Raw genomic sequence first — 24,353 nt, 5'->3', positions numbered from 1 at the left:
TGGCCGGTTGTCCGGATCGGGCGAGCTCGATCAGTAGCCCGGCTGCCCGGCCTCAGGCTTCGTCCCGACATGGTTTCGAGTGCTGCCGGGGGCGCTCGGAACCCCGGAGGTGCGTGGCTCGAATTTCTGGACGGCCGGTGTGCCCTCGGGCAGATTGTAGGGAGCGGTCGAGACCGCCGTCCCTTCGGCGAGCTTGCTCTTGCCGACGATGACCACGTCTTCGGCACCGGTGAGTCCCTGGACGACTTCCACCCATCGTCCGTCGTTGATGCCGGTTTGGATCGGGACCAGCTTGGCGCGACCCTGCTCGACGACATAGACCGACTTCGTCTTGCCGCCGACCACGAGGGCTCCGGGCGGGATCACGAGAGCGTTGAGGCTTTGACGAAGGTGGAGCGTCACCTCCGCGAACGTGCCGGGCTGCAAGGCCTGGTCGGGATTGGGCAGATCAATCTCCACGAGCATGGTCCGCGTCGCCGGGTCCAGGGCTAGGGTCGTGCGGGTGACCGTCCCGGTGAATGGGCGGCCCGGCAGCTCCTTGACGGTGACGACCGCCGGCGTGATCCCCGGCTTGACCAAGGGGGCGTCGTCCTGGGGCACGTTCGTGTAGACCCGGACCGTCTCGATCGCCATGATGGTGAACAGCGGAATCGCCCCGGTCGCGGAGGCGGTCGCTACCTGGATGAGCGCACCGGGATCCACGAAGCGGGCGGTGATGATGCCGGCGTAGGGGGCCCGGACCCTGGTGTAATCCCGGAGGACCCGGCGTTGCTCCATGACGTTTTTGGCCGACTCGAAGGCCGCTTCCGCCACGTCCACGTCCTGCTTGGCGATGACGTCGGGGGTCTCACGCCAGACGGCAGCCAACCGCTCGTAGGTCAGCCGTTTGATCTTGTAGTCGGCGAGAGCCTGCTCGTATTGCTCCTCGACCTCCGGCGCGTCAATGATCGCGAGGACCTCGCCCTTCGAAACCTTGTCACCCTTGTCTGGTCCGATCCACTTCAGATATCCGGAGACCTTGGCATAGAGAGTCGTCTGGTAAAGGGGCGCAATATTCCCCGAGAGCGTGATGGAATAGGTGAGGTCCCGCCTGACCGGCTTGGCGACCTGCACGTCCACGCTGCCCGCCGGCGCGGCGGTCTCCGGGGGCTCCGCCGATGACCCGGTCCCCGTCGAGCCGGCCTCCTGGGCCGGTCTCGGGCCCCCCTCGTGCCGCGGCAGCAGGACCGCCGCGGCGACGGCCGCGCACGCGGCGACGGCGAGGCCGATCCACAGTCCCGTCCGGCCTGGCCGTCGCCGCGACGGGTCTGGGGGGATCTCGTCGGACTGGGCGATCATGGAGCTCCCCCTTCCTGCGAGGCGGCGCGCTCGGCCGGGCGGTGCTCGCGGGCGAGCAGGAGGCTGTGCATGACCGGCACGACCACGAGCGTCATCACGGTCGAGACCAGCAGGCCGCCGACGACGGCCCGCGCCAGTGGCACCATCGTTTCGTTTCCCTCCCCGAACCCGAGCGAGAGCGGGACCAGTCCAAGAATCGTGGCCAGCGCCGTCATGACGATTGGCCGGACGCGGCGGCGGCCGGCCTCCAGGACGGCTTCGTCGGGGGGCAGGCCAGCCCGCGCCATCCGGTTCGCGAAGTCCACCAGGAGGATGCTGTTCGAGACCACGATGCCCATCATCATCAGCGTGCCGATCATGGACTCGACGTTGACCGAGGTCCCGGTGAGATAGAGCAGGATCACCGTGCCGATCCAGCCCAGCGGCACGGCAAGCAGGATGATCAAGGGGTCAATCAGCGAGCGGAACAGCCCCACCATGACCAGATAGATCAGGACGACGGCCAGCGGCAGCGCCAGGGCGAAGTTGTCGAAGGCCGTCCGCATGTTGGCGACCTCGCCGCGCAAGGCGAGGGTGACGTCCTTGGGGAGCGTAACGGTTCGCACCACGTCCTCGATCTCCCGGGCGACGCGGCCAAGGTCATTCCCGACCGGGGTGACGAGCACGTCAATGACACGGGAGAGGTCGTAGTGGTCCACGGAATCCGGGCCGGTCTTGTACACCAGCTCGGCGACGTCGCGGAGCAGCATCGGAGGCCCGGTCCGCTCGTCTCCGCCGCCGTAGTAGCCGGTCGCCGGTCCGAGCGCGCTGCCCGTGAATTGCGTGCTCCCCAACGCCAGGCTCGAGCCGGTCGAGGTCGTGGCCGCCGTGGTGAGGTTGGCCGACGGCAGCAGCGGAACCTTGCCGCCGATGATCGGGATGTTGAGCAGATCTTCGGTGCTGTCCAGGACTTGCTCGGGATACTGGGCCAGGAGGAAATAGCTGTTGGCGGTCTTCGGGTCCAGCCAATAGTTCGGGCTGAGCGCGATGTTGGAGCTGAGGCCGGTAATCACGTCCACGATGACCCGCTCCTGGGTGATCCCGTGGTAGGCCGCCTTGGCGCGGTCCACGTTGATGTGCAGCTCCGGGTAGTCCTTGCCCTGCTTGATCCGGACATCTGTGGCGTTGGGAATGCGGGCCACGCGCTCCCGGATCGTCTCCGCCACCGGCCTGATGAGGTCGAGCCGCGGGCCGCGGACCTGGATGTCCACGGGCGCCCGAAGCCCGAAGTTCAGCACGTCGCTGACGATGCCACCGGTCTGAAACGCGACCTCGACGCCGGGCAGCTCCTGTCGGAGGCGCTGCCGCAAGTGCGCGATGTAGTCGTCGGTGCGACCCTTATGGCCGGCGACCAGGTTCACGAGGACGAAGGCCGTGTGCGATCCCGTGTTGGGGGCGAACCGGCTGGCGTCGCCGTAGTACAGGCCGATGTTGGCCACGATCTCGTACAACTCTTCCTGAGGGATCGTGTTCTTGACGAGCTGCTCGATCCGCCCGACGATCGCGCTCGTCTTCTCGATGCGGGTCCCCGCAGGCGCCGACACCAGCATCGTGAAATTGCCTGCGTCGATCCTCGGAAAGAACTCCGTGTGCAGGCGGGGCAGCAGCAGCCAGCCGACGGCGACCAGCAGGCCGGCCGCGCCGGCGAGGACCAGCGGCTTGAAGTGGAGGCAGCGGCGCAGCAGCCACTCGTAGAAGCCCAGGACACGCCCGAACCAGCCCGCTTCGGCCGACGCCAGCCCCTCCCGGGCGCTGGGCGTGGCCTGCACGTCGCTGCCTCGGTAGAGCCGGGCCAGGATCGTTGGCGTGACGGTCATGGACACGGCGTAGTCGGCCAGCATCGCGAAGGCCACGGTCATGGCGAGCGGGACGAAGAGGTATTTGACGATGCCGCTGAAGAACATGATCGGGAGGTAGACGATCAGGATGCAGACCGTTGCCACGAAGATCGGCAGGGTCAGCTCGGAGGCGCTGTCTTCGGCCGCCAAGCGGCCGTCCTTGCCCATCTCAAGGTGCCGGTGGAGGTTCTCCTGGACGACGATGTTGTTGTCCAGCAGCGTCCCGATGACGAGCGCAAGCCCGCCGAGGGTCATGATGTTCACGCTCTGGCCGGTCAGGTAGAGCAGGACTAGGGCGGAGGTCAAGGAGAGCGGGATCGCGAGCCCGACCACCAGCGCCGCTTTGAGGCTGCGGAGAAAGAGGTAAATCATCAATCCGGCGAGAACGGCGCCGAGCGCCCCTTCCTTTTGGAGATTCGCGATAGCCTGCCGGATGTACACCGACTGGTCGTAGATGAACTTGACGGTCGCGTTGGCGGGAATCTCCGTCAGGTTCGGGAGGCGCTCGCGGATCCCGTCCGCGACTTCGAGCGTGTTCGCACCCTGCTGCTTGGTCACGGGAATGTAGGCCGCCTCGCGGCCGTTGACCCGCACGATCGAGGTCTGGATGGCGGCCGAGTCGGCGGCGGTGCCGATGTCCCGGATCAACACCGGGGTGCCGTTGACGACCTTGATCGGAACCTCGTTGATCCGGTCCACGACGTCGATCAGGCTGTTCGAGTACACGTAGTAATCGAGGTCGCCCACCTTGACGTCGCCGACCGGCAGGATCGCGTTCTGCGCGTTGATGGCCTTGACGACTTCGGAGGGCGAGACGCCCCGTGCGAGCATTTTCTCCTGGTCCATGAAGATCGTGATCTGCCGGACCTTGCCGCCGAGCACGGGCGGGGTGGAGATCCCGGGAATTGAAGCCATTTGCGGGCGTACCGTGAAGTAGGCGATGTCCCGGAGCTCCTTCTCGCTGAGCTGGTCGCTGCTCACCGTCAGCAACCCGATCGGGAGGCTCGCGACCCCGAACTTGTAGACCGACGGGGGGAAGACGCCGGGCGGCAACAGGCGGATGATGCTGTAGGCCAGGCTGGTCAGCTCAGACTGGGCGGCGTCAATGTTGTACTCGGGCTGGAAGAAGACCTTGATGTAGCTGATGCCGGCCAGGGACTGGGATTCGATGTGCTCGATGTAACTGGCTTGCAAAAACTGCTGCTCGAACCGGAGCGTGATCGCGCCCTCCATCTCGGAGGGGCTGAGCCCCCGATAGAACGTGGATACGAGGATCACCGGGATGTTGATGTCGGGAAAGATGTCCACCCGCATCTTCCGGTAGGACACGGTCCCCAGGATGACCACGATCAGGCAGACGGCCAGGACGGCGTAAGGATTCTTGAGCGCGCTTCTCGTAAGCATGGGCTAGGTGGTTCGGTCCAGATGGCCGGAGTGGGTCCGGGTCAGGGGCGCCGGCCGGTTCCAGCCGAGCCAGAACCGGCAGAGGTCGCCGGCCATCGCGACGAGCTGTGCAAACGTGTCCGGCTTGACGACGTAGCCGTTGGCGCCTTCGGCATAGCTCGCGCGGAGATCGCGTGCGTCGTCGGAGGTGGTCAGGATCACGACGGGCAAGAGTGCCAGGTGCGGATGAGCACGCAATCGGCGCAGCAGATCGAGACCGCTTCCGCTGGCGAGCTTGAGGTCCAGCAGGATCAAATGGGGTAGCCGTGGGACGGGCCGCGCGACCTCCCCTTCCAAAAAAGCCAGTGCCGCCTCCGGGTCGTGCTCGGTCCGGGGCTCCCCGGCAAGGTTGTGCCGGGCCAGCGCCTGGCCCAGCAGCTCGCACTGTGCGGCGTTGTCCTCGATCAGCAGGATCCGTGTCTGCCCGACGCTGATGTGGCTTGTCATGCGGACGGCTCGCCTCCCGCTCGCAGGCGAGGGGAGCAAGGGCGGTGCCAAAAGCCGGCCGCTACGACGACCCGCCGATAGCGGAACAACCGCTCGACCGACGCGGTGTTTGGCAAATCGAATCCTGTGCCGGGATGGGCGCGGCTCTCGAACGGCGTGGCAGTGGGGAGAAACGCCCTGGAGCGCTGGAGTTCTTCCAGAGGGAAGTCAGCCGGACAGTCCGTATTTGCGGAGCTTGGCGAGGAGGGTCTTGTAATCGATACGGAGCGTCCGGGCGGCCTGGCTCTTGTTCCCACCGTGCGCCTCGAGCACGCGGCGGATGTGGGCCTTTTCGACCGCTAAGAGCGAGCCCGCGGCCTCCTCGGACGGAGGACTGGCTGTGGGAGCGGCCCGCGGCAGGACCGCCTCCATCTCGTCGGGCCGGACTGGTCCCTGACGGTCCCTGGGGGACAGCAGAACGAGGCGCTCGACCACGTTCCGCAGCTCGCGGACGTTGCCCGGCCACGAATACGCCGTGAGAAGCGCCAACGCTTCCTGGGAAAAGGTCCGCCGCGGGGCTCCCGGAACCTGCAGGCTCTGGAGAAAATGGTCGGCCAGGCGCGGAATGTCCTCGGGCCGCTCCCGCAGCGGCGGGACGCGGAGCGTGACCGTGTTGATGCGGTAGAGGAGGTCGTCTCGAAAGCGCCCGGCCAGCACCAGGTCCTGCAGGTCACGGTTGCTGGCCGCGACGAAGCGCACGTTGGCCCGTAGGGTGCGGGTGCCGCCCACCTGGCGATACTCGCCGCGGTCCAGTACCCGCAACAGGCTGACCTGCATGGCCCCGCTCATCTCGCTGATCTCGTTCAGCAGCAACGTGCCTCCCTCCGCGGCGGCGATCAGCCCCATCTTGCTCGCCGTCGCGCCGGTGAAGGCGCCTTTCTCGTGCCCGAACAGCTCGCTCTCCAGGAGTTGGCTGCTGACCGCGCCGCAGTTCACCGCCAGAAACGGGGCATTGCGTCGGGGGCTCAACCGGTGCAGGGCTCGTGCCACCAGCTCCTTGCCCGAGCCAGTCTCACCGTGGATGAGGACCGGGGCCTGGGCGGGGGCGACCTTTTCGACCAGCTCCATCAGCTTCTGCCAGGCCTTGCTGACTCCCGGCACTATCGTGTCGGCGCCGGCCAGGCGGGCGCCGAACCGCAACGCCAGGTTTTCCCGGCGCAGGGCGCGGACCGCCGTCAGCTTCGCCAGTGCAGCTTTCACCGGGGCGCCGTCGAAGGGCGTCTCCTTGACCAGAAAATCCCAGGCGCCCGCCTTGATCGCCTCGACCGCCGCTTCCACTTGGCCGTGGCCCGTCAGCACGATCACGTCCACGTCCGGCTGGTGCTCGCGGATCCAGCGGAGGACCTCCCGGCCGTCGAAGCCCGGCATGCGCAGATCGGTGATGACGCAGTCGAACGAGGCGGTCTGTAGCGCCTCGATCCCGGCCTGCCCGCTCGCCGCGGTCACGACCTCGCACCCCTCGGCCCGCAACGCCTCGTCCAGGACGAGGCGCACCAGCTCCTCGTCGTCTATCACCAGTATCCGCATCTTCAAACCGTCCTCAACCCCTCACCCATCGCCCTTCGCATCGTTGTGGGGGAAGGCCAGGTAGAAGACGCTGCCCTTCCCCGGTGTGGAGTTGGCCCAGACGCGCCCGCCATGCTTGTCCATCACGAGCTTCACGATGGCGAGCCCGACCCCTGTCCCCTCGTACTCGTCAGGCTCGTGTAGGCGCTCGAACAGGCCAAAGATCCGTTCGGCGTCTTTCTCGTCGAACCCGATCCCGTTGTCCTGCACCCAGAGCACCCGCTCGCGGTCCGCCACCGCTCCCCCGATGCTGATGTGAGGCTCGGCGACGCTGCGGGAGAACTTCAGCGCGTTGTCGAGCAGGTTCAGCAGGGCCTGCTGGATGCTGGTCGGCTCGCCCCAGAGCTCGGCGTAGGGAAGCTCGACCGTGACCCGGGGAGCGGTCGCGCCGGTGGGGATGCGGTCCGCCAGGAGCTGCTCGATCATCGTCCGGACGTTCACTCGCGTCATCGGGATGGCCTGCTGCTCCAAGCGGGAATAGCGGAGCAGGTCGTTGATCAGGTTCGTCATGCGGAGCGACGAGGCGCGGATGGTGGCCAGATAGTGCCGGGCGGCGGGCGGCAGCGTCTCGGCGAACTTCTGCTCGAAGAGGGCGGAGAACCCCTCGATCTCGCGCAGCGGACCCTTGAGGTCGTGGGCGACCGAATAGGTGAAACCCTCAAGCTCCCGCTTCTTCCGCTCCAGGGCGACGGTGCGCTCCCGCAGGGTCACGAGCATCGCCTGCAGCGACCGCGCGAGGTCGCCGACTTCGTCGTGAGCCGGCCAAGGATCGAAGTTAGCGGACAGATCATGGTGCGCCACGCGGTCGGCGGTGGTGGCGAGGCGCGTGAGCGGGCGAGCCACGTGCCGGCTCACCGCGGCGTAGGAGGCGGCCAGCGCCAGCACGAGGAGCACGGCCAGCACCAGCATCACCAGTTTGGCGCGCCCCAGCAGGATGTCCCCCTCGTACTTCATCTCGCGGTCAATCTCGGTGTGTACCCCGACGAGGGCGGTCAACACCTCGATCAGGCGTCGAGACAGCCGGTTCGCGTCGGCGAACTGCTCATCCGCGTCGGCCTGCCGGCTATGCTGCAGGCGCGAGGCGATCTCCTTGCCGCGTGCGGACAGGCGATCGAGAAGCGCGGCGATCTCGCGCAGGGCCGACTCCTCTCGGTCGGCCAACCCCGCGCGCCCATGCTCCGTCAGCATGCGGAAGAGGACGGGGTGCGTGCGCGCGGCGTGCCTGGTCCGGTACAGGTCCAGCGCCGTCCGCATCTCTGCCTCGAGGGTCTCGAGCGTGCGGAAGAGGCCGGCCCGGTCCGGCGCGGCGCGGGTCTCGACCAGCGCCCGCAAGGTCACGTTCATCTCGAAGGCCTGGCGCTGCAGCTCGGCGACAGTCGCCACCGCCGGTGCGGTGATGCGCTGGTGGCGGTCCACGTAGCTGTTGATCCGGGAGAGATAGAAGAGGATCGCGGCGAGGCTCAGGCCTAGCAGGACGAGCAGGAGCGCGAACGCAGCGAGAAATTTCTGGCCGAGGGTGAGTCGCCTGGTCCACCACATCTTGACGTTGGGCATGCGCTACCCTACCACAGGGATTGGATGGGAGCCAGGGCCTCGAGGCCGCCGGGTCCGGCCCCGACCCCTGGAATGTCATTATACTTGACAATTTGTACTGTACTCTGGTAAGTCCGTCAACCGCGAGGCTGGGGATGGCTACGAGGAGCGTGAAAGCCCGTGCCGAGCCGGTCGGGAACTTCGAGAACCGCTTGCGCGCGCTGCGGACGGCGAAGGGGCTCTCGCAAGGGGCGCTCGCGGATCTGGCGGGGGTCACGCGGCAGGCGATCTACGCGATCGAGGCGAACCAGTACCTGCCGACCACCGCTGTGGCGCTGCGCCTGGCGGCGGCGCTCGACTGCCGGGTCGAGGACCTGTTCAGCCTCGCGTCGGGCGGCGAAGTCATCGAAGGGGATTGGATCGGCCCAGGGGCGGACGCCCCCGAAGCGGGGCCAGTCCGCGTGAAGGTGGCGCGAGTCGGGAATCGCATCGTCGTGCGGCCGGTCGCTGCGCTGGGGGAGGTGCTGAACTATACCGTCCCCGCCGACGGTCTGATGGTCCGGCTCGCGCTCGCCTCGGGAAGGGGCGGGCGGCGGCCAGCACGTGCCACGGTCCGATTGCTGCGCGACCGGCGGACCGTGGACGGGGAGATCCTGGTGGCGGGCTGCGACCCGGCCCTGTTTCTGGCCGGGGAGTATCTGCGCCGCCGGCTGGATCAGGCCACGGTCGTCGAGTGGACGATGGGGAGCGTCGCGGCCCTTGAAGCGCTCAGGCAGGGCGAGGTCCACATGGCGGGGCTCCACCTCGTGGATGCCCGGTCGGGCGAGGCAAACCTTCCGTACCTGCGGCGCCACTGGAAAGGCCCCGAAGTCCGGGTTGTGACCTTTGCTGCCTGGGCGCAAGGGCTGATGGTCCGGCGCGGCAATCCCAAGGGGTTACGGGAAGTCGCGGACCTGGCCCGAAGGGACGTGGTTCTGGTCAATCGAGAGGAAGGAGCCGGCGCCAGGCTGCTCCTCGATCAGAAGCTGGCCGCGGCAGGCATCAAGGCCGAGCAGGTCAAGGGCTACCAGCGCACCGTGCGCTCCCATTTGGAGGTTGCCAGGTTCGTCGCGGAAGGGCAGGCGGACGCGGGCATGGGCGTGCAATCCGCGGCCAGGTTGTTTGGGCTGGACTTCGTGCCGCTGCAGCAGGAGCGGTACGACCTCGTGATTCCCACCGAGTACCTCGAGACCCATCCCGGGCTTGCTGCGTTTCTCGACACGATCGTGAGCCGCTCGTTCCGGGCCGAGATCGAGGCGCTCGGCGGCTACGATACACGGGAGACGGGCAAGGTGCGAAGCCTCCGTGCGGGATGAGGCGTCCAGAGGAAGAGGCGTGCAACGGACAGGCAACAGACACGCAGCGCTGGTGGTCTTCTCGTTCTTTGCTGTTTGGGGCCTCGCGCCCCACGTCTGGGCCGCCGAGACGCTGGTGATCGCGGCGTCGCCGAGCCTGAAGGCGCCGATCGAGGCATTGGCGCGAGCGTTCGAGGTGCGGCGTCCAGACGTGAGAGTGAACGTGTGGTACGACACGGGCCTGGATCTCCGTCGCACGGTCGCTGCGATGGAGAACGATCCCACCGGCAAGTACTTTATCGGGCGTGGGCCCATTCACCTGATTGCCCCAGGCGGGGATGAGCTGCTCACGCGGCTGGAACACAAATACTACGTGTTGCCCGGCACGCGTCAGGCCTACGCGGCGGTTCCGCTGGTCCTGGCCGTGCCCGAGCAACTAGTTGAGGCGCCGACCTCGTTCGAGGAGCTAGGCAGGGGGGCCACGTACCGCATCGCGATCGCCGATCCGGCTTTGACGGAGCTAGGCCGGCAAACCTGGCAGTTGCTCGAGGCACTGGGCCTTGCGGAGGACGTGAAGGGGCGGTTAGACGTGGCGACGGACTCGCACGGGGTGCTCGATCACCTCCTATACGGGCAGGCTGACGTCGGCATCCTGTTCGGTCCAGACGCTGTCAGGGAGCGCGAGCGGATCCGCATCGTGGCCGTCGCGGGCCCTCCAGCTTTGGAGCCGACTGTCCATTCGATGGCCATGGAACGGTACTGTCCCAACCGGGCCCTCTGTCGCGAGTTCCTCGCGTTCGTTCAGTCGCCCGAGGCGCAGGCGATCGTGCGGTCGCTCGGGTACGCGTCGCCAGCGGGCCGCTAGCAGGGGAAAAATTTTTTTGCGAAATGTCAGTATGCTTTATAAATTGTCATGTTTAGATGTCCTTGGCGCCCGGATTATGCGGACCGGCAGGCCGGCGACGCCCCGCGGGCTGTGGGTCGCGGTAGCAGCCGGGATGGTCCTGCTGTCGGGATGGGTGGCGCTCACCGGCTGCGCGCGGCTCCCATACACCGTCCGGACCGTGCAGGAAGACCGGCGGGTGGTGGTCACGATCCAGCGGGAGGTGGGGCCGGCCGGGTACAGCCATCCGGTCCAGCTCGACCCACAGGATCTGGCACGCCTTCTCGGGTCGTTCTCGTTCCGGCCCGCGCAGCGACTGCCGCTTCGCTGGTACGCGGAAGAGACTCCGCCGAAGAAGATCTTCCGTCAAGACGAGCTCGACGCCCTCGTGCCATACCTGGCCGAGGCGCTCCGGACCGCGGGGCCGGATGAGCGCGTGCACTTTCTGGTGCTGGCGCCCGGCATCAACCCCGCCTATGAGCGTGACACAACTGGCGGCTGGATCGCCGTCCGGGACCCCTATTTCCATTTCACGCTTGAGCACGTCCACGCGCAGTTTCCGATCCGCAGCCAGGAGCTGTGGGACCTCCGCTATCCTGCCCTCCCGCCGGAGCCTGGGACGTTCCTCCTCTACTTCGAGCCGAATCGCTTCTGGAGCACTGATCCAGTCATGGGCGAGCGAGGGGTGCTGTACCGCGACTTCCTGAAATCCCCGGTCCCGCCCGCCAAGAAGCCATAAGGAGCGCCGTGAAGATCGGAATTCCATGCCTCCAAGGACACCCTGCGGCCCGGCATCCTGGCCCGTTGGCGTTGGCGATCATGGCGATCGTCCCGCTGGCCAGTCCAGTCGATGCGGCCGCCGTCGAATCGGGTAAGCTGATCGAGAAGAACGGGGAGTACGTCTTCGTCGAGAGCCAGGACCCGGCCATCAAGCTCCTCCTGGAGCGGGCCCTCAACAAAGGCCTCATCACGCAGGAGGAATACGAGCGGGTGCTCCGGGAGTCGGAGACCTATCGGTACCAGACCCAGCTTCCGTTCAAGATCTGGTACGACCGGGGGTTCAATATCTCGACGAACGACAACGCGTTTTTCCTGAAGATCCGCGGCCGCGCCATGCTCCGGAGCACGACGCGGTGGCGGAACAACGCCTGGCGCGATCCGGGCGACGCGAAGAACTTTCCGGAGCTGCTCGGGGTGTTCGGAGACTACCGGGCGAACCGCTCGGTCGGCACCTCCTCCCAGTTCAATCTCCGGCGCGCGCGGTTGCTGTTCACCGGGCACCTCATCAACCCGGATTTCAAGTACTTCGTGCAGCTCGGCATGGAATCGTCCGAAAACGCGCAAACTCCCGGCTCGGTCAATCTCCTGGACTTCTACTTCACCAGCACCCACCTCCCGCTCTTGAACGTCCAGGCGGGCCAGTACAAGGTCTATTTCAACCGGACCCAGATCAACAACACAGCCTCCATGCAGTTTGCGGAGCGGGCACTGGTCCAGGATGCGTTCACCGCCAACGGGTTGAATCGCCGCGACATCGGCCTCACGATCATGAACGACGAGGAGCTGTACCCGGTCAATTACTATGTGGGCGTCTTCAACGGCGGGGGCCCCCTTTTCACCGACTACGGCTCTTTCGAGAGTGAGTCGCCGGCGAAGGGCTGTCCTGGCGGCCAAACGAGCGGCAATCCGTTTCCGACCCCCGCCGGCTGTCCCGCCAATCAGCGGAACTTGAACGCGAACTTTCGGGGCAACTGGATCAACCAGCTCATGTACGCGGCCCGCCTCCAGTGGAACATCATCGGGCGACCCGGTTATGGGGAAGGGGACCTGGCCTATTCGGAAACGCCGCAACTGGCGGTGGCCGGCGACTTCGCCTACAACCCCGGCATCAACACGAGCAGCGATAATGCCTACGTCGGGATTGACCTGGCGAACCTAAACTGGCGCCGGCAACTGGCGACGTTCGGGAACGGGCGCCAGCTCGGTTGGGGGATCCTCGATTACACGACCTGGGGCTTGGACACCGTGCTCAAGTACCGCGGCTTCTCGCTCCAGGGCGAGTATTACTTCAAGAACATCACCCGGCACAATAAGGGCCTGCCTTGCGTGCAAACGAACGGTGTCGGGGGGGCCTGCACGGGCTTTGCCCCCGGGTTGCTCGGCAACGCCACCGGCTGGTACGTCCAGTCGGGCTATTATCTGGTGCCCCGTCACCTCGAGGTGGCGGCCCGCTATGCCTATTGGGACCCCGATACCAACGCTGCGAGCGATCTGGTCAAGGAGGTGGATGTCTCGGTGAACTGGTTTCCGTTCGGCACCTATGATTACCAGTTCATGATCACCTACTCGAACATCGCGATGGGGACCGGGGGCTACGCGATCGGCCGGAGCAGCCCGTTGCCCAATACCGTAAACGGCAACCAAGGCCAATGCACCTCGGCGACGGCCTGGCCTTCGGGCTGCGTCCCGCTGGATGCGCGGGGCGGGACCTTGATTGACAACGTGCTGCGCGTCCAGATGCAGGTCTTTTTCTATTAATCGGAGCATGAAATACTTGACATTTGACGGGCGATGGTTATCACGTGGCCATGCGTGCTCGAACCCGGGATGCGCGGCACCTGTCGCCCGAAGCTCAAGAAGTCTTGCGCGAGAAGGCCGTGGCCGCTGTCAAGCAGCAGGGGCGCTCCAAGGCCGAAGTCTGTCGGCTCTTGGGCATCAGTCGGCAAGCCCTGTACACCTGGTTGAAGCGCCATGCGCGGGGGGGCCGGCACCCGCTGAAAGCGCGACCCCGGGGCCGACCGCGCGGCGGCCAGCTCAAGGGCTGGCAAGCGGCCCAGGTCGTCCGCACCTTGACCCACTGCTGTCCGGAGCAGATGCACTTGCCGTTCTACTTGTGGACCCGCGAAGCGGTCGGCGAGCTGATCGCGCGCCGGTACGGGCTTCGGCTGTCGGTCTGGACCGTCGGTCGCTACCTGCGGGCCTGGGGCTTCACCCCGCAGAAGCCGCTGCGACGGGCCTACGAGCGGGACCCGAAGGCGGTGCGACGCTGGCTGGAGGTCGAGTACCCCCGAATTCGGGCAGCGGCCAAGCGCGCGGGGGCCCAGATCTACTGGGGTGATGAGATGGGGCTGCGCTCGGATCATCAGGCGGGGACCAGTTGGGGCAAGCGCGGCCAGACCCCGGTGATCCGTGGCCCCGGTCGGCGCTTTCGCTGCAACATGATCTCGGCCATCACCAATCGCGGCCGGTTGTACTTTATGGTGTTCCGGCATCGCTTCACCGCACGAGTCTTCCTCCGATTCTGCCACCGCTTGCTCCGGCACGTGAGGCATCCGGTCTTTCTGATTGTGGATGGGCATCCCGTGCATACCGCGGCTGTCACCCAGCGGTGGCTCCACCGTCACCGCGATCGGCTGCGTCTGTTCTTCCTGCCACCCTACAGCCCGGAACTGAATCCCGACGAATATCTGAACCAAGACGTCAAGACCAACGCGCTGGGCCGTCGGCCGCCCCAGGACGCAGATGAGCTGGCGGTCAACGTCCGTCGCTATCTTCGCAGCACCCAGCGCATGCCGGCCGTGGTGCAATCCTTCTTCCATCACCCTGCGGTCCGCTATGCGGCTGAGTGAAAGGCGTCAAGTATTTTGCGCTCCCGGTAATAAGTGTTCCGCTCGGCTATCATAGACCGGGCCGGCTCTATATGATGAGAATACGCATGACATGCTTCTTGGCTGCCCTGGCCGTGCTGGGGCCCGCGTGGGCGTTCGCCGGAACCGACGCGCTCACAATCGCCGCTGCGTCCGACCTGAATTTCGCGTTCAAGGAGCTCGTGGCGGCCTTCGAGCAGAAGACCGGTATCCCGGTGAAGCTCTCCCTCGGCTCATCCGGCAACTTCTTCGCGCAGATTCAGCAGGGCGCCCCCTACGATCTTTACTTCTCGGCCGACGTCCGGTACCCGCAAAAGCTCATCGAGTCCGGCCATGCGGTGCCAGACTCGCTCTACAGGTACGCGATCGGCCGCCTTGTGGTCTGGCTGCCGAACGGGTCGCCGCTGGCTGTGGACACGCTCGGTCTGGACGTCCTGCTGGATCCCTCGGTCAAGAGAATCGCCATCGCCAACCCCAAACACGCGCCTTACGGCCGGGCGGCCGTGGCGGCCCTGCAATACTTCAAGGTCTACGAGCAGGTGAAGGACAAGCTGGTGTTTGGGGAGAATATCGCCCAGGCGGCTCAGTTCGTCCAATCCGGCGCCGCGGATATCGGCATCATCGCCCTGTCCCTGGCGCTGGCTCCCGCGATGAAGGCGGCGGGGCGGTACTGGGAGGTCCCCGCAGCGGCCCATCTGGCTATCGAGCAGGGGGCCGTGGTCCTGAAGAACGCCAAAAATCCGCAGGGGGCCTGGGCGTTCCTCGAACTCCTGCGGAGCCAGGAAGGCCGACAGGTCATGGCTCGGTATGGGTTCGTGCTGCCGGAGTGAGCCGCACCGCTATGAAGCCGGTGCAGCGCGCGGAACGGCCCTCGCTTCCCTCCTGTGCCTCTGCGTCGCCTGCACGGACGGCGCCCGGTTCGTCCAGGTGACCGAGCAGGGCGGGGTGGTGGCCTACCCGCTCAAGCGAGACCGGGATTCCATCTACGCCTCGCCGTTCCGGGCCGAGGCGCTCAAGTTGATCGAAGCGCACTGTCCAACCGGCTATCAGATCACCCGGGAAGGGGAGACGCGGGGTGAGACCAGGAATTCCGGGTTGGATGAGGACGATCTTCTCGTCACCCGGCGATTCTGGGGACTCCAGTTCCGCTGCAAAGGGGTGCAGGAAAGGTGAGCCGGGGATCGCCGTCGGTTCCACGAATCTGTTGCGAGCGGGGGCCGCATTCACCGCCAAGCTGGCTTCTGGATTGAACCCGACCTGACCATAAAAGAGGAATGGAGGCAAGGGACATGAAACTCAGCGCGCGCAACCAGTTTCAGGGGACGATCACGAACATCACCGTAGGACAAGCGATGGCCGAGGTCACGGTCAAGGTCGGCACGCTCGAATTCGTCGCGGCTATTACCGAGGGGGCGGTCAAGGCCATGGGCCTGAAGGCGAACGATGCTGTAACCGTCGCGATCAAAGCAACCGATGTCCTGATCGGCAAGTGACCCCGGCCCACCCTGGTTGACATCTCCGGATGCGCCTCCCTACGATGGCGCGACTCTGGCCCGGTCTGGGCGGGGAGGTGAGCGACTTGTGAACTGGACCGCGATCGGCGTCACGTTCAAGCTGGCTGTGCTGACGGCGCTGATTCTGCTGATTATCGGCCTACCCATCGCCTATTGGCTCAGCTTCTCCCGCTGGCGCTGGAAGTTTCTGGTCGAGTCGGTCGTGGCGCTCCCGCTGGTGCTGCCGCCCACGGTTTTGGGGTTCTACATCCTCGTCGCCATCGGGCCGCACAGCCCGCTCGGGCGGTTCTACACTGATCTCGTCGGCCATCCGCTGCCCTTCACGTTCGAAGGGCTGCTCTTTGCCTCCGTGCTCTACAGCCTCCCCTTCGCGGTTCAGCCCTTTGCGAGCGCCTTCGACCAAGTGGATCGCCGCCTGATCGAGGCAGCCTGGACGTTGGGGGTATCGCGGCTCGCCACGTTTTTCCGGTTGATCGTCCCGCTGTCCGTCGCCGGCGTCATGACCGGGGTCGTCCTCAGCTTTGCCCACACGCTGGGGGAATTCGGCGTGGTCCTGATGGTCGGGGGCAACATCGAGGGTGAGACGCGGACGATCTCGATTGACATCTACGACCAAGTCCAGGCCTTGAACTATGCCGTCGCCGCCAAGACCGCGCTCTTTCTGCTGGCGATCTCCTACGCCGTGCTCCTGACCGTGTATGCTGTGAATCGGAAAGTGTGGGCGGTATGGCCGCAGAAATGACCGTAGACGTCACCAAGACCTTCCCAGGGCGGCTGACGGTCCAGGTGGCGTTCCGGATGCCCCTGGAGCCCCCGACTGTGCTGATTCTGTTCGGGCCGTCTGGCTCTGGGAAGACGACGATCCTCCGGTGCCTGGCCGGCTTGGAATGGCCGTGGCGCGGAACGATCCGCTTCGGGGAGGAGCGCTGGGTTGAGACGGGGACGGGGATCGCGGTGCCGCCCCAGCACCGCCGCCTGGGCTACATGTCGCAGGACTATGCGCTGTTCCCAACGCATACGGTCGAGCAGAACATCGCGTTCGGATTGACCGGCTTGCCCGCCGGTGAGCGGCGCCGCCGCGTCCAGGAGGTCGTCGAGCTGCTGCAGTTGCAGGGGCTGGAGCGGCTCAAGCCGCGGCAGCTCTCGGGCGGCCAGCAGCAGCGGGTGGCGCTTGCCCGGGCCCTGGCGCGCCGCCCGCGGCTCCTGCTCCTGGACGAGCCCCTCTCCGCGCTGGATGCGCCGACGCGCGTCGCGGTCCGCGGGGATCTCCGCCGCCTGCTGCGGGAGGTGGGCGTTCCTTGCGTCGTGGTGACGCACGACTGGGAGGAAGCCCTGGCCCTGGGCGACCAGATGGTCGTCGTGCACGAAGGACAGGTGCTCCAGGTCGGCGCTCCGCAGGAAATCTTCAACCATCCCCGTGACGCGACCGTGGCCAGGATCGTGGGGATGGAGACGGTGCTCCCCGGCCGTGTCGTCGGAGCCGCTGGCGGGCTCGTCACCGTCGAGGTGGCGGGGCTAAAATTGCTGGCCGTGGGGAACGAGCGGGCAGGGGATGAGGTATTCGTCTGTATTCGCGCGGAGGACGTGGTCCTCGAGACGGTCACGGGCGGCGCCACGAGCGCCCGGAATCGGCTCGTCGGCACCGTGCAGGAGGTCAGTTCGATGGGCGCCCTGGTTCGAGCCGAGATTGACTGCGGCATCCTGCTCTCCGCCGTCGTGACCCGGGCGGCGCTCGAAGACCTGCAGCTCAAGCCGGGCTTACCCGTCATTGCCGCCGTCAAGGCCGGTGCGGTCCACCTCATTCCCCGGCGGGACGGGGCTCCCCCTACCGCATGATCACCTTCCCCGTCTTGCTCCAGTACCAGAAGAGCGAGATATTGGGGTAGATTGCGTCAACCGCATTCTGCCCGGCCACCGTGAACAGCACCCCTGCGGCCACCACCCAGTTGTCCCAGAACCGCCACTGAACGGCGGGCTCCACCCCGATGATCGTGAAGCCGTTCCTTTGCCCGCGGTTGATGGCGTGCCCGTCGGCGCGCCAGGTGAGCCCATGGAGCGTGCTGACCTCGATGTTGTAGCCGAAGCCCTTCTTGTCGTCGAGCAGATGCTCGACGATGAACCGAGTGTTGAGCACATCGGGAGAATAGGTGGTCACCGCCCCTTCGCTGCCGGGCGCCGAATAGGTGTAGAAGACGGCCGAGCTGATGCGGAACGGCTGGAGATTCTTTCGCACCATGAGCCCTTCGGTAAAGCCGAGTTCACCGAAGCGGGTGTTCGGGAGCCGTCCTAAGGGAGAGAACCCACCTGGCGGCCGCTTCGTGTCCGTGAACCACTTGCTCGTCGGCAGGACGACCTGATTGAACAGCGTGAAGGACGGTCGCCAGGTGTCGGGATCCTGCACGATCGGCCGGTACTTGACGATGAGGGAGGTATCGCCCCAGCCAAAGTCGGAGCTGTCCGCCTTCCCTCCGATCCGATTCGCCGTAGCGGTGTCCCTTGCCCAAAAAGCGTTCAAGCCGGTCGCAGCGCCCAGCTCGATGTGGTCGGTGAGACCGTAGGCGGTGTTGACCTGGGGGCTGATGGAATAGACGTGGACGGGGCCGCTTTTGCGGTTGGACGCGAAGCGGAGGTCGTTGCCGTAACTGTACTCGCCGATCTGGGTGAAGAGAAACTCGCGGACCGAGAGCTGACCCTTGGGCTGGATGTCCACGGCTTGCAGGAGCACGGGACCGTGAGAGAAGGGATTCCAGCTTTTGCGGTACTTTTGGATCTCCTCAGTTGTCGGTACCCAGTCGAAGGGCATGGCAACGGAGGGCATGAGGAACGTGAGGAGGCTGACGATGCGAAGGGGGGAAAGACGGAATTGCATAGGGCTCCTCCTGGCTAAAATCATTAAATCCGATGGATTTAATAGAGAATAAAATAATTAACTTAACTTATTTAGTCAATAATAATTTAAAGTAATTTTTACAGTAAGTTACAATACAACCCCCTAACAGGAAGACCAAACTCGTGCCGAGATACGACCTCTGTTAGAAGGCGCCTCAGCGGGTAGTGATCGAACCTCCAGCGCTGGCGCCACGCTCGGGAAGAGTTGCTCGGAGGAAAAGCCGCGAGGGCACTTCGCCGCTGCCACAATAAAGACAGCAGGCGGCGAGCACGCAAGCTAAGGATGGTGGCGGTGGAGGGGATCGAACCCCCGACCCGCGGCTTATGAGTCCGCTGCTCTACCGACTGAGCTACACCGCCACGCCGATCTGAGAGCCTCGTTCTACAGGGAGGTGGTGCGGCAATCTTTATACCACGCGCTCCGCTTGAGCGTAAAGGCCGTCCCAGGCTTCTGATCAGCCAACTTCCAAACACGTGGCTCTCTTGCTTTCATGTGGCCCCGCCGCGCGGGCCCGGGCAGTGGGCCTACGATCAGGTGAGCGATACGCTCTACGTGTGGCTGCTGGCCGAACACGGTCGGCTATCTGGACCTGCCGCGGGCTTCCCTGGATCAAAGCGGACAGTTCGTCCTGTTCACCAGCAACTGGGGCGGGCGCGGCCACCACGACGTGTTCCTGCTGCGCGTGCCCTCCGCCGCATCGGGGCTGTTCGTCCCGGGGCCGGTCGGCGGCCCTGGGCGGGCGGCGGACAACCCCCGGGCACACCTGGTGAACCCCGAGCCCGGCACGGTCCTGCTGCTCGGAACCTACACGATGGGGCTGGCGGCGCTGCGTCGAGCCGGCCGGTGCCTGAGGCAAGCCCAGGCGGGCTGGCTGCGGTCCCCGTCATCCTGATCCAGGGCGGCTGGTCTTCCCCACGGGACGCAGCTCCCGCTTGGCCGGGGCATAGAGGCCGTATTTCTTGAGCAGTTTGTAGAAGTCGGCTCGGTACCGGCCAGCGAGCTTTGCTGCCCGCGTGATGTTGCCGCCCGTAAGATCCAGGACCTGCTTGAGGTACTGTCGCTCGAACTCTTCCTTGGCTTCCGTAAGGGACTTGAGCTGGCTGTCCGCGGGCGGCCTTGTGAAGGTGATCAGGTCGGGGGTGATGAGGGTTTGCGTGGCCATAATGACGGCCTTCTCGATCGTGTTCTCCAGCTCGCGGACGTTACCAGGCCAGTGATGGAGCATGAGTTTCTGCATGGCCTCAGGCAGGAAGCCGCGAACGTCCTTGCCCAGTCGCCTGCTGCTCTGCTCGAGGAAAGTCTGGGCGAGCACGGGGATATCGTCGCGCCGTTCGCGAAGCGGCGGGACCTCGAGTGGTACCACCTGGATTCGGTAGTAGAGGTCCTCCCGGAACGCGCCAGTCTGGACGGCTTGCCGCAAATCCCGGTTGGTTGCCGTGATGATGCGGACATCCACCATGCGCGGCGTCTCCGCGCCGACTTCGAGTACCTTGTGATCCTCGAGGACCCGCAGGAGCTTGGCCTGGAGCGCGAGCGGCATCTCGCCGATCTCGTCGAGGAACAGGGTGCCGCCGTCGGCCTGCTGAAAGAACCCCCGTTTGGAGTCGGTCGCCCCGGTGAACGCACCCTTGACGTGGCCGAACAGCTCGCTCTCGAACAGGCTCTCGGGGATGGCAGCACAATTGACCGCGATGAAGGGGCTGCGGGCCCTCCGGCTGTTGCAGTGGATCACCCGCGCAATGACCTCCTTGCCGGTGCCGGTCTCGCCCACCAGGCAGATGGTCGCGTCCGTATCCGACACCTGGGCCACCTGCTGGAGCAGGTTCTGCATGGCCTGGCTCCGCGCGATCACCTGGTCCAGCCCGTAGAGCTCCTTGACGAGGAGCTTAAGCCGGTGCAGCTCGCGGCTCATCTGCTGTTGGGCCAGGGCTCGCTCGATATAGGTCTCCAGCTCCTTGTTGTCGAAGGGCTTGGCGAGATATCCGTAGGCACCCTTTTGCATGGCCTCGACCGCGTTCGGGATGCTCCCGTGTGCGGTCAGGATGAGGACTGGCAGGCTCGGATGGATCAACAGCAGCTCGTCCAGCAGGACGAGACCGTCGAGGTCCTGCAGCCGGAGGTCAATGATCGCGAGATCGAAGGTCGAGCGGCGGGTCTCCACCAGCGCCGCCGCCCCACTGGTGCAGGTGACCACGGCGAACCCCATGCCGCTCAGCCGCATCTTCAGCAGGCGCAGCAGGCCCTCGTCATCGTCCAGGATGAGGATGCGTTCGTGCTCCATTAGGCTCCTATGGTTCTTTCCGCTTGACGGTCTCGACGAGATCCTGGAGATCAGCCGGGGCGGGGATCTGGACGCTCGGGCCGAAGTCTCCTTGCCCGATGGCACGGATGTGTTCCCGGAGCCGGTGCAGAGGACGCAGGATGCTGTAGCTCGCCGCGCCCGCCAGCGCCGGGCTGAAGACGGCCGAGAGGACGACCAGCCGTTCCGTCATGACCTTGGCATCGAACGCACGGGAGCGGGCTTCCGTGACGAGGGTGCCGATCCCTGCCTCATGCTGGCGCACGTAGCCTTGCAGCGCGTTCGTCATTTTGGTGATCAGCCTGTCGCGCCGGACCGCATAGTCGAGGGCCGGGCCCAGCTGCAGCACCGTGTGCTGGTCTGGCTCGCCCCGGAACAGGGTCTGGTACTCGTTGTGCAGACGTTGCACCTGTTGCAGGGCTGCGCGCCGCTCTGCCGCGCGGTCCAGGGCGAGCAGCGTGGCGAGGGCGCGCCGGAACTCTCGGGCCTCCTCGTCGAAGTTGCCGAGGAAGACCTTGTCGTGCACGGCGGGGTACTTTTCCTCGCTCGCGTGCTGCGCGAATAGGCTGGCGAGCAGCCGCTCCGCGGTTTCGATCGCGGGGTAGTCAATGGAAACGATCTCCGTGCTGAGGGTGCTCAGTTGGCGGCGCTGAACCAGCGCGTATAGGGCGACACCGATCATCACGAGCAGGACCGCGCGCGAGCCGAGCGCCAGACGCCAGAAGATGGACGGACTCCCACGGAACGGCCCTTTCCGCCCATACACCCGGTCCGGCGGGTCATTCTTACGATCCATCGTAGGATTGACCATGCATGGGTAACCCATTGAGATTCAAAGGTGTTTCCCCATCTCCAGTGGGTTGGGCGGAGGAATTTGCATACGAAGCCTGTACTTCTTGCTCGGGAGGGCCGCTAGCTTGCCGATCCCATCCTATTGAAAAACCGATGGCTTTCTACGGCAGCATCAAGGGGCAACCCGAGGCACCATGCTTGCTCAGGAAAATCATATGCCCATGCTGAAGGCACAACTGGCCGTCCGGCCAGTCCCCACGTGGGGCAGGTCGAGCTGCAGGCGGGCCACACTCCGCGGGGCTGGGGTTTTGTGCTTCGGGAAGAGCCCCGGACGGCACCGCGAGGCTGGACGTCGGAGTCAGGCAAGGAGGCACAGTAGAATCCAGGTCCTCAATCCGCAACGAGGAGGCTGGCGCTAACCGGGGCGGCGTAGATGGGTGGCAAGGAAGCACTGGTCATCAATAACGATTTGACCTGGACGGTCCTGAAGCCAAGAGGGCCGGAGCAAGCCGAGGCGTATGTCCATGTGATGGCTGTACCGATGCGGGACGACCGGCTTTACAGAAGGCCGGGAGCGTCGGTCCGCCGGCGGATGGGCACGGTCCGGGTGGCGCTCGCCTCGGATGCCGATGTGGTGACCGCGCGCCGGAAAGGGCGCGAGCTGGCGAGCCTGATCGGGTTCGCCCCTACGGATGCTCTCCTCATCGTGGCCGCGATCGAGGAGCTGGCCCGCAATATTCTCCGGTACGCGGCCCGTGGCGAGATCCTGCTCAAAGCGGTTGCGGGGCCGCGCCGCGGAATCGCCGTGATCGCCCGCGACAAGGGGCCCGGCATCGCTGACGTCGAGCTGGCGCTCACGGACGGGTTCTCAGCTTCGAACAGCCTCGGACTGGGGCTTCCGGGCGTGAAGCGGCTGATGGACCGGGTGCACATCCGATCGAAGCCTGGGCACGGCACGATGGTTGTGGCTTGGAAATGGATGGGCCCCGCGCTCGATGTCCCGGACCTTGCGCGCGCCGAGCTCGGCGCGCGGGCTTCCGGCCAGTCTCCGTCAGCCTACAAAATCCGGGCTGAATCGCTCGAGCGAGCGGACGGAGCTGGCCTTGATCTCGTTGTAGATGAAGCTCCGGCCAGCCAGCCGCTGGCGCGAGAAGACGCCCTCCACGATCACCTGATCGCCCTCGTGCACCTCGGCCTTTCCCAGGGCCACCACCTTGACGGAGCCGTTTCCGTCCTTGAGGAGAAACCCGTAGGCGAGCTGTCCTTGCCGGTTGCTGGCGATCTGCAGGTTGGAGACGCGCCCGACCACCGTGACGACCTGCTTGTCGTACTGCTCGGGATGCGACAGCAGCTCGGCGAGCTCGAGCCGTCCGCCGGCCACAAGGTCGCCCGAAGCGGCCGTCACGAGGAGGAGCAGCCACGAGAGGAGGGTGGGGCGACAGACGACGCGGACCGATCGCAGGAGCAAGCCAAAGACCTGCATGGCGAACCCTCTCTCCCAACGGTGAGCACTATCATACCCGGCCGAGGCCCTTTTGCAAGGCCTCGGCCGCCGCGCTATCGGCGGTCGTCCCCCCGGAAGCTCCGGAGGACGTGCTCGGCCATCTGCCCAAGCTCGGCCTCGCCGGGAGCGGGCTTGGCGGGCTCCGCCTCGATCCGGGCGACGGGCTCCTTGGGGGTGGGAGCGACTCGGGCGAGCAGGTCCTCCTCCAGCGCCTCGGGCGATGTATCCACCTCTGACAGCAGGGCGGAGAGCCGCTGCAGGGCAAACATGGATCGGAGTTGGTCGCCGGTCTCGGCGTTGAGCAGTGAATCCTGCACCATCGTCCCCCAGAACCGCCCTTCGATCTCCTCGGGCAGCGTGTTGGCCACGTACGCCGCCAACTTCTCCATCAGCGCCTCTTCGGTGCCTTCCAGTCCGTCGTAGACGGCCGCCGAGCGCGGGACGGGCCGCTGAGCTAGTACATGGAACGTTTCCTTCCACAGGTCGAGCGGCACCGTGACGGCCTGCTCCGTGGGAGGACGGCCCTGCTGAAGCCTAGCCTGGAGGCCCTGCAGGTAGAGGTTCAAGGCCTTCACCTTGCGGGCAGCCAGGCTGCTCGACGGAATCCCCCAGATGTGGGCGATCTCGTGATCCTGGAGCGGGGCGGCGCTGTGCATCGCGATCTCGCGCTTGGCCATCTCGAGTCGCCGCCGCTCACGGTCCAGCCGGCGCAGGAATCCCTGGTACTCGATGACGAGGCGGTCCCTCCGGTACTCGTCCTCCGTGATCTCGTCCTGCTCCCAGCGGCGCTCGAGCGCCCGGAGCGCCGGCTTGGGCACCGCGGTGCGGGCCTGCCGCTTGAGCTCGAGGACGGTCTCTTTCGTCAGACCGAACCGGGAGGTGAGCAACCGCTCGGCCGCCGCACCGCGCGCCTCCAACAGGGCCATCTGCTTGCCGATGCATTCGGTTTGGAGGGCGCCGCGTTCCCGCCGATGCCGGACGCGAGTCTGGTACTGGGCCACCCGATCGGTCACGCCTTGAATGGCGTCCCGGGTGACGACCGGCTGGGTCTTGCGGACCCCGGCCAGCATGCGGGGGTCGGGGCGGTCTGCCGCGATGTAGGCGATGTCCTCCGCCGTCACGTCAAGGTACTGGAGCAGCAGCAGCCGCAGCATGACCCGGGCCTGCGCCGGAAGCGCGGCGATGACCGCTTCGATGTCTTCGGGAGTCAGGACGGCCGGCATGGGGACTGTCCCGGGCTCTGCGAT

General features: G+C 65.8%; 21 protein-coding genes, 1 tRNA gene and 1 pseudogene. 12 read left to right on the top strand and 11 right to left on the bottom strand.

Annotated features, from left to right (window positions below; genetic code table 11):
* Window positions 1-30 precede the first annotated feature (30 nt).
* From ACWHYQ_RS13660 to ACWHYQ_RS13640, 5 genes are all read right to left on the bottom strand, one after another.
* The gene (locus ACWHYQ_RS13660; RefSeq protein ID WP_447972668.1) at window positions 31-1,338 is read right to left on the bottom strand and encodes an efflux RND transporter periplasmic adaptor subunit; all 1,308 of its coding nucleotides are present in this window, start codon (window positions 1,336-1,338) and stop codon (window positions 31-33) included.
* Window positions 1,335-4,619, bottom strand: a complete 3,285-nt coding sequence (locus ACWHYQ_RS13655) for an efflux RND transporter permease subunit (protein WP_447972667.1) — start codon at window positions 4,617-4,619, stop codon at window positions 1,335-1,337. The genes ACWHYQ_RS13660 and ACWHYQ_RS13655 overlap by 4 nt, the downstream gene beginning before the upstream one ends.
* Before the next feature lie 3 nt (window positions 4,620-4,622).
* Entirely contained in the window at window positions 4,623-5,105 is a 483-nt protein-coding gene (locus ACWHYQ_RS13650; RefSeq protein WP_447972666.1) for a response regulator, read from the bottom strand.
* Between the two features lie 207 nt (window positions 5,106-5,312).
* Window positions 5,313-6,671, bottom strand: a complete 1,359-nt coding sequence (locus ACWHYQ_RS13645; RefSeq protein ID WP_447972665.1) for a sigma-54-dependent transcriptional regulator — start codon at window positions 6,669-6,671, stop codon at window positions 5,313-5,315.
* 21 nt (window positions 6,672-6,692) lie between these two features.
* Window positions 6,693-8,264 (bottom strand): sensor histidine kinase, encoded by a 1,572-nt coding sequence (locus ACWHYQ_RS13640; protein WP_447972664.1) that lies wholly within the window; start codon window positions 8,262-8,264, stop codon window positions 6,693-6,695.
* A gap of 134 nt (window positions 8,265-8,398) precedes the next feature.
* Here ACWHYQ_RS13640 and ACWHYQ_RS13635 point away from each other — a divergent pair, with 134 nt between their 5' ends.
* The 10 genes from ACWHYQ_RS13635 (at window position 8,399) to ACWHYQ_RS13590 (ending at window position 17,457) form a co-directional block, all read left to right on the top strand.
* On the top strand, window positions 8,399-9,598 hold the full coding sequence (locus tag ACWHYQ_RS13635; RefSeq protein WP_447972663.1) for a substrate-binding domain-containing protein: 1,200 nt from the start codon (window positions 8,399-8,401) through the stop codon (window positions 9,596-9,598).
* A 19-nt stretch (window positions 9,599-9,617) separates the two neighbouring features.
* The gene (locus ACWHYQ_RS13630) at window positions 9,618-10,442 is read left to right on the top strand and encodes a molybdate ABC transporter substrate-binding protein (protein ID WP_447972662.1); all 825 of its coding nucleotides are present in this window, start codon (window positions 9,618-9,620) and stop codon (window positions 10,440-10,442) included.
* Between the two features lie 76 nt (window positions 10,443-10,518).
* Window positions 10,519-11,199 carry a hypothetical protein gene (locus ACWHYQ_RS13625; RefSeq protein WP_447972661.1) on the top strand — a complete coding sequence of 227 codons (681 nt, stop codon included), beginning with the start codon at window positions 10,519-10,521 and terminating at the stop codon, window positions 11,197-11,199.
* Window positions 11,200-11,207: 8 nt separating this feature from the next.
* Entirely contained in the window at window positions 11,208-12,998 is a 1,791-nt protein-coding gene (locus ACWHYQ_RS13620) for a porin (protein ID WP_447972660.1), read from the top strand.
* A gap of 50 nt (window positions 12,999-13,048) precedes the next feature.
* A complete protein-coding gene (locus tag ACWHYQ_RS13615; RefSeq protein ID WP_447972380.1) occupies window positions 13,049-14,089 on the top strand; it encodes an IS630 family transposase in 1,041 nt (346 codons plus the stop codon).
* An 86-nt stretch (window positions 14,090-14,175) separates the two neighbouring features.
* Entirely contained in the window at window positions 14,176-14,937 is a 762-nt protein-coding gene (gene modA / locus ACWHYQ_RS13610; protein ID WP_447972659.1) for a molybdate ABC transporter substrate-binding protein, read from the top strand.
* A complete protein-coding gene (locus ACWHYQ_RS13605; protein ID WP_447972658.1) occupies window positions 14,915-15,280 on the top strand; it encodes a hypothetical protein in 366 nt (121 codons plus the stop codon). The genes modA and ACWHYQ_RS13605 overlap by 23 nt, the downstream gene beginning before the upstream one ends.
* Window positions 15,281-15,396: 116 nt before the next feature.
* Window positions 15,397-15,600, top strand: coding sequence for a TOBE domain-containing protein (locus ACWHYQ_RS13600; RefSeq protein ID WP_447972657.1), 204 nt, complete (start codon window positions 15,397-15,399; stop codon window positions 15,598-15,600).
* A gap of 88 nt (window positions 15,601-15,688) precedes the next feature.
* On the top strand, window positions 15,689-16,363 hold the full coding sequence (gene modB / locus ACWHYQ_RS13595) for a molybdate ABC transporter permease subunit (protein WP_447972656.1): 675 nt from the start codon (window positions 15,689-15,691) through the stop codon (window positions 16,361-16,363).
* The gene (locus tag ACWHYQ_RS13590) at window positions 16,348-17,457 is read left to right on the top strand and encodes an ABC transporter ATP-binding protein (RefSeq protein ID WP_447972655.1); all 1,110 of its coding nucleotides are present in this window, start codon (window positions 16,348-16,350) and stop codon (window positions 17,455-17,457) included. Before modB ends, ACWHYQ_RS13590 begins: the two co-directional genes overlap by 16 nt.
* Here ACWHYQ_RS13590 and ACWHYQ_RS13585 read toward each other — a convergent pair.
* Window positions 17,447-18,490: a hypothetical protein gene (locus tag ACWHYQ_RS13585; RefSeq protein WP_447972654.1), complete on the bottom strand. Its 1,044-nt coding sequence runs from the start codon at window positions 18,488-18,490 to the stop codon at window positions 17,447-17,449. The genes ACWHYQ_RS13590 and ACWHYQ_RS13585 overlap by 11 nt on opposite strands.
* 304 nt (window positions 18,491-18,794) lie before the next feature.
* A tRNA-Met gene (locus ACWHYQ_RS13580) sits at window positions 18,795-18,870 on the bottom strand.
* Window positions 18,871-19,178: 308 nt separating this feature from the next.
* Between ACWHYQ_RS13580 and ACWHYQ_RS13575 the strand changes: the two genes are divergently transcribed.
* Window positions 19,179-19,403: a PEP-CTERM sorting domain-containing protein gene (locus ACWHYQ_RS13575; protein WP_447972653.1), complete on the top strand. Its 225-nt coding sequence runs from the start codon at window positions 19,179-19,181 to the stop codon at window positions 19,401-19,403.
* On the opposite strand, the gene ACWHYQ_RS13570 is transcribed toward ACWHYQ_RS13575, so the two are convergent.
* Both ACWHYQ_RS13570 and ACWHYQ_RS13565 read right to left on the bottom strand, forming a co-directional pair.
* Window positions 19,395-20,792: a sigma-54-dependent transcriptional regulator gene (locus ACWHYQ_RS13570; RefSeq protein ID WP_447972652.1), complete on the bottom strand. Its 1,398-nt coding sequence runs from the start codon at window positions 20,790-20,792 to the stop codon at window positions 19,395-19,397. The two genes, ACWHYQ_RS13575 and ACWHYQ_RS13570, sit on opposite strands and share 9 nt — an antisense overlap.
* A 7-nt stretch (window positions 20,793-20,799) precedes the next feature.
* A complete protein-coding gene (locus ACWHYQ_RS13565) occupies window positions 20,800-21,606 on the bottom strand; it encodes a HAMP domain-containing protein (RefSeq protein ID WP_447972651.1) in 807 nt (268 codons plus the stop codon).
* 429 nt (window positions 21,607-22,035) lie between these two features.
* Between ACWHYQ_RS13565 and ACWHYQ_RS13560 the strand changes: the two are divergent.
* Window positions 22,036-22,563, top strand: a pseudogene (locus ACWHYQ_RS13560) (ATP-binding protein); the annotation flags it as partial.
* 90 nt (window positions 22,564-22,653) lie between these two features.
* Here the strand turns inward: ACWHYQ_RS13560 and ACWHYQ_RS13555 are convergent.
* Together ACWHYQ_RS13555 and ACWHYQ_RS13550 are read right to left on the bottom strand one after the other, a co-directional pair.
* Complete coding sequence (locus ACWHYQ_RS13555; protein WP_447972650.1) at window positions 22,654-23,085, bottom strand: OB-fold nucleic acid binding domain-containing protein; 432 nt, start codon at window positions 23,083-23,085, stop codon at window positions 22,654-22,656.
* Window positions 23,086-23,159: 74 nt separating this feature from the next.
* Window positions 23,160-24,329, bottom strand: a complete 1,170-nt coding sequence (locus tag ACWHYQ_RS13550; protein WP_447972649.1) for a hypothetical protein — start codon at window positions 24,327-24,329, stop codon at window positions 23,160-23,162.
* Window positions 24,330-24,353 lie beyond the last annotated feature (24 nt).

It is taken from the genome of Nitrospira sp. Kam-Ns4a, assembly GCF_965152595.1.
This window is presented reverse-complemented; position numbering and strand designations above follow the sequence as displayed.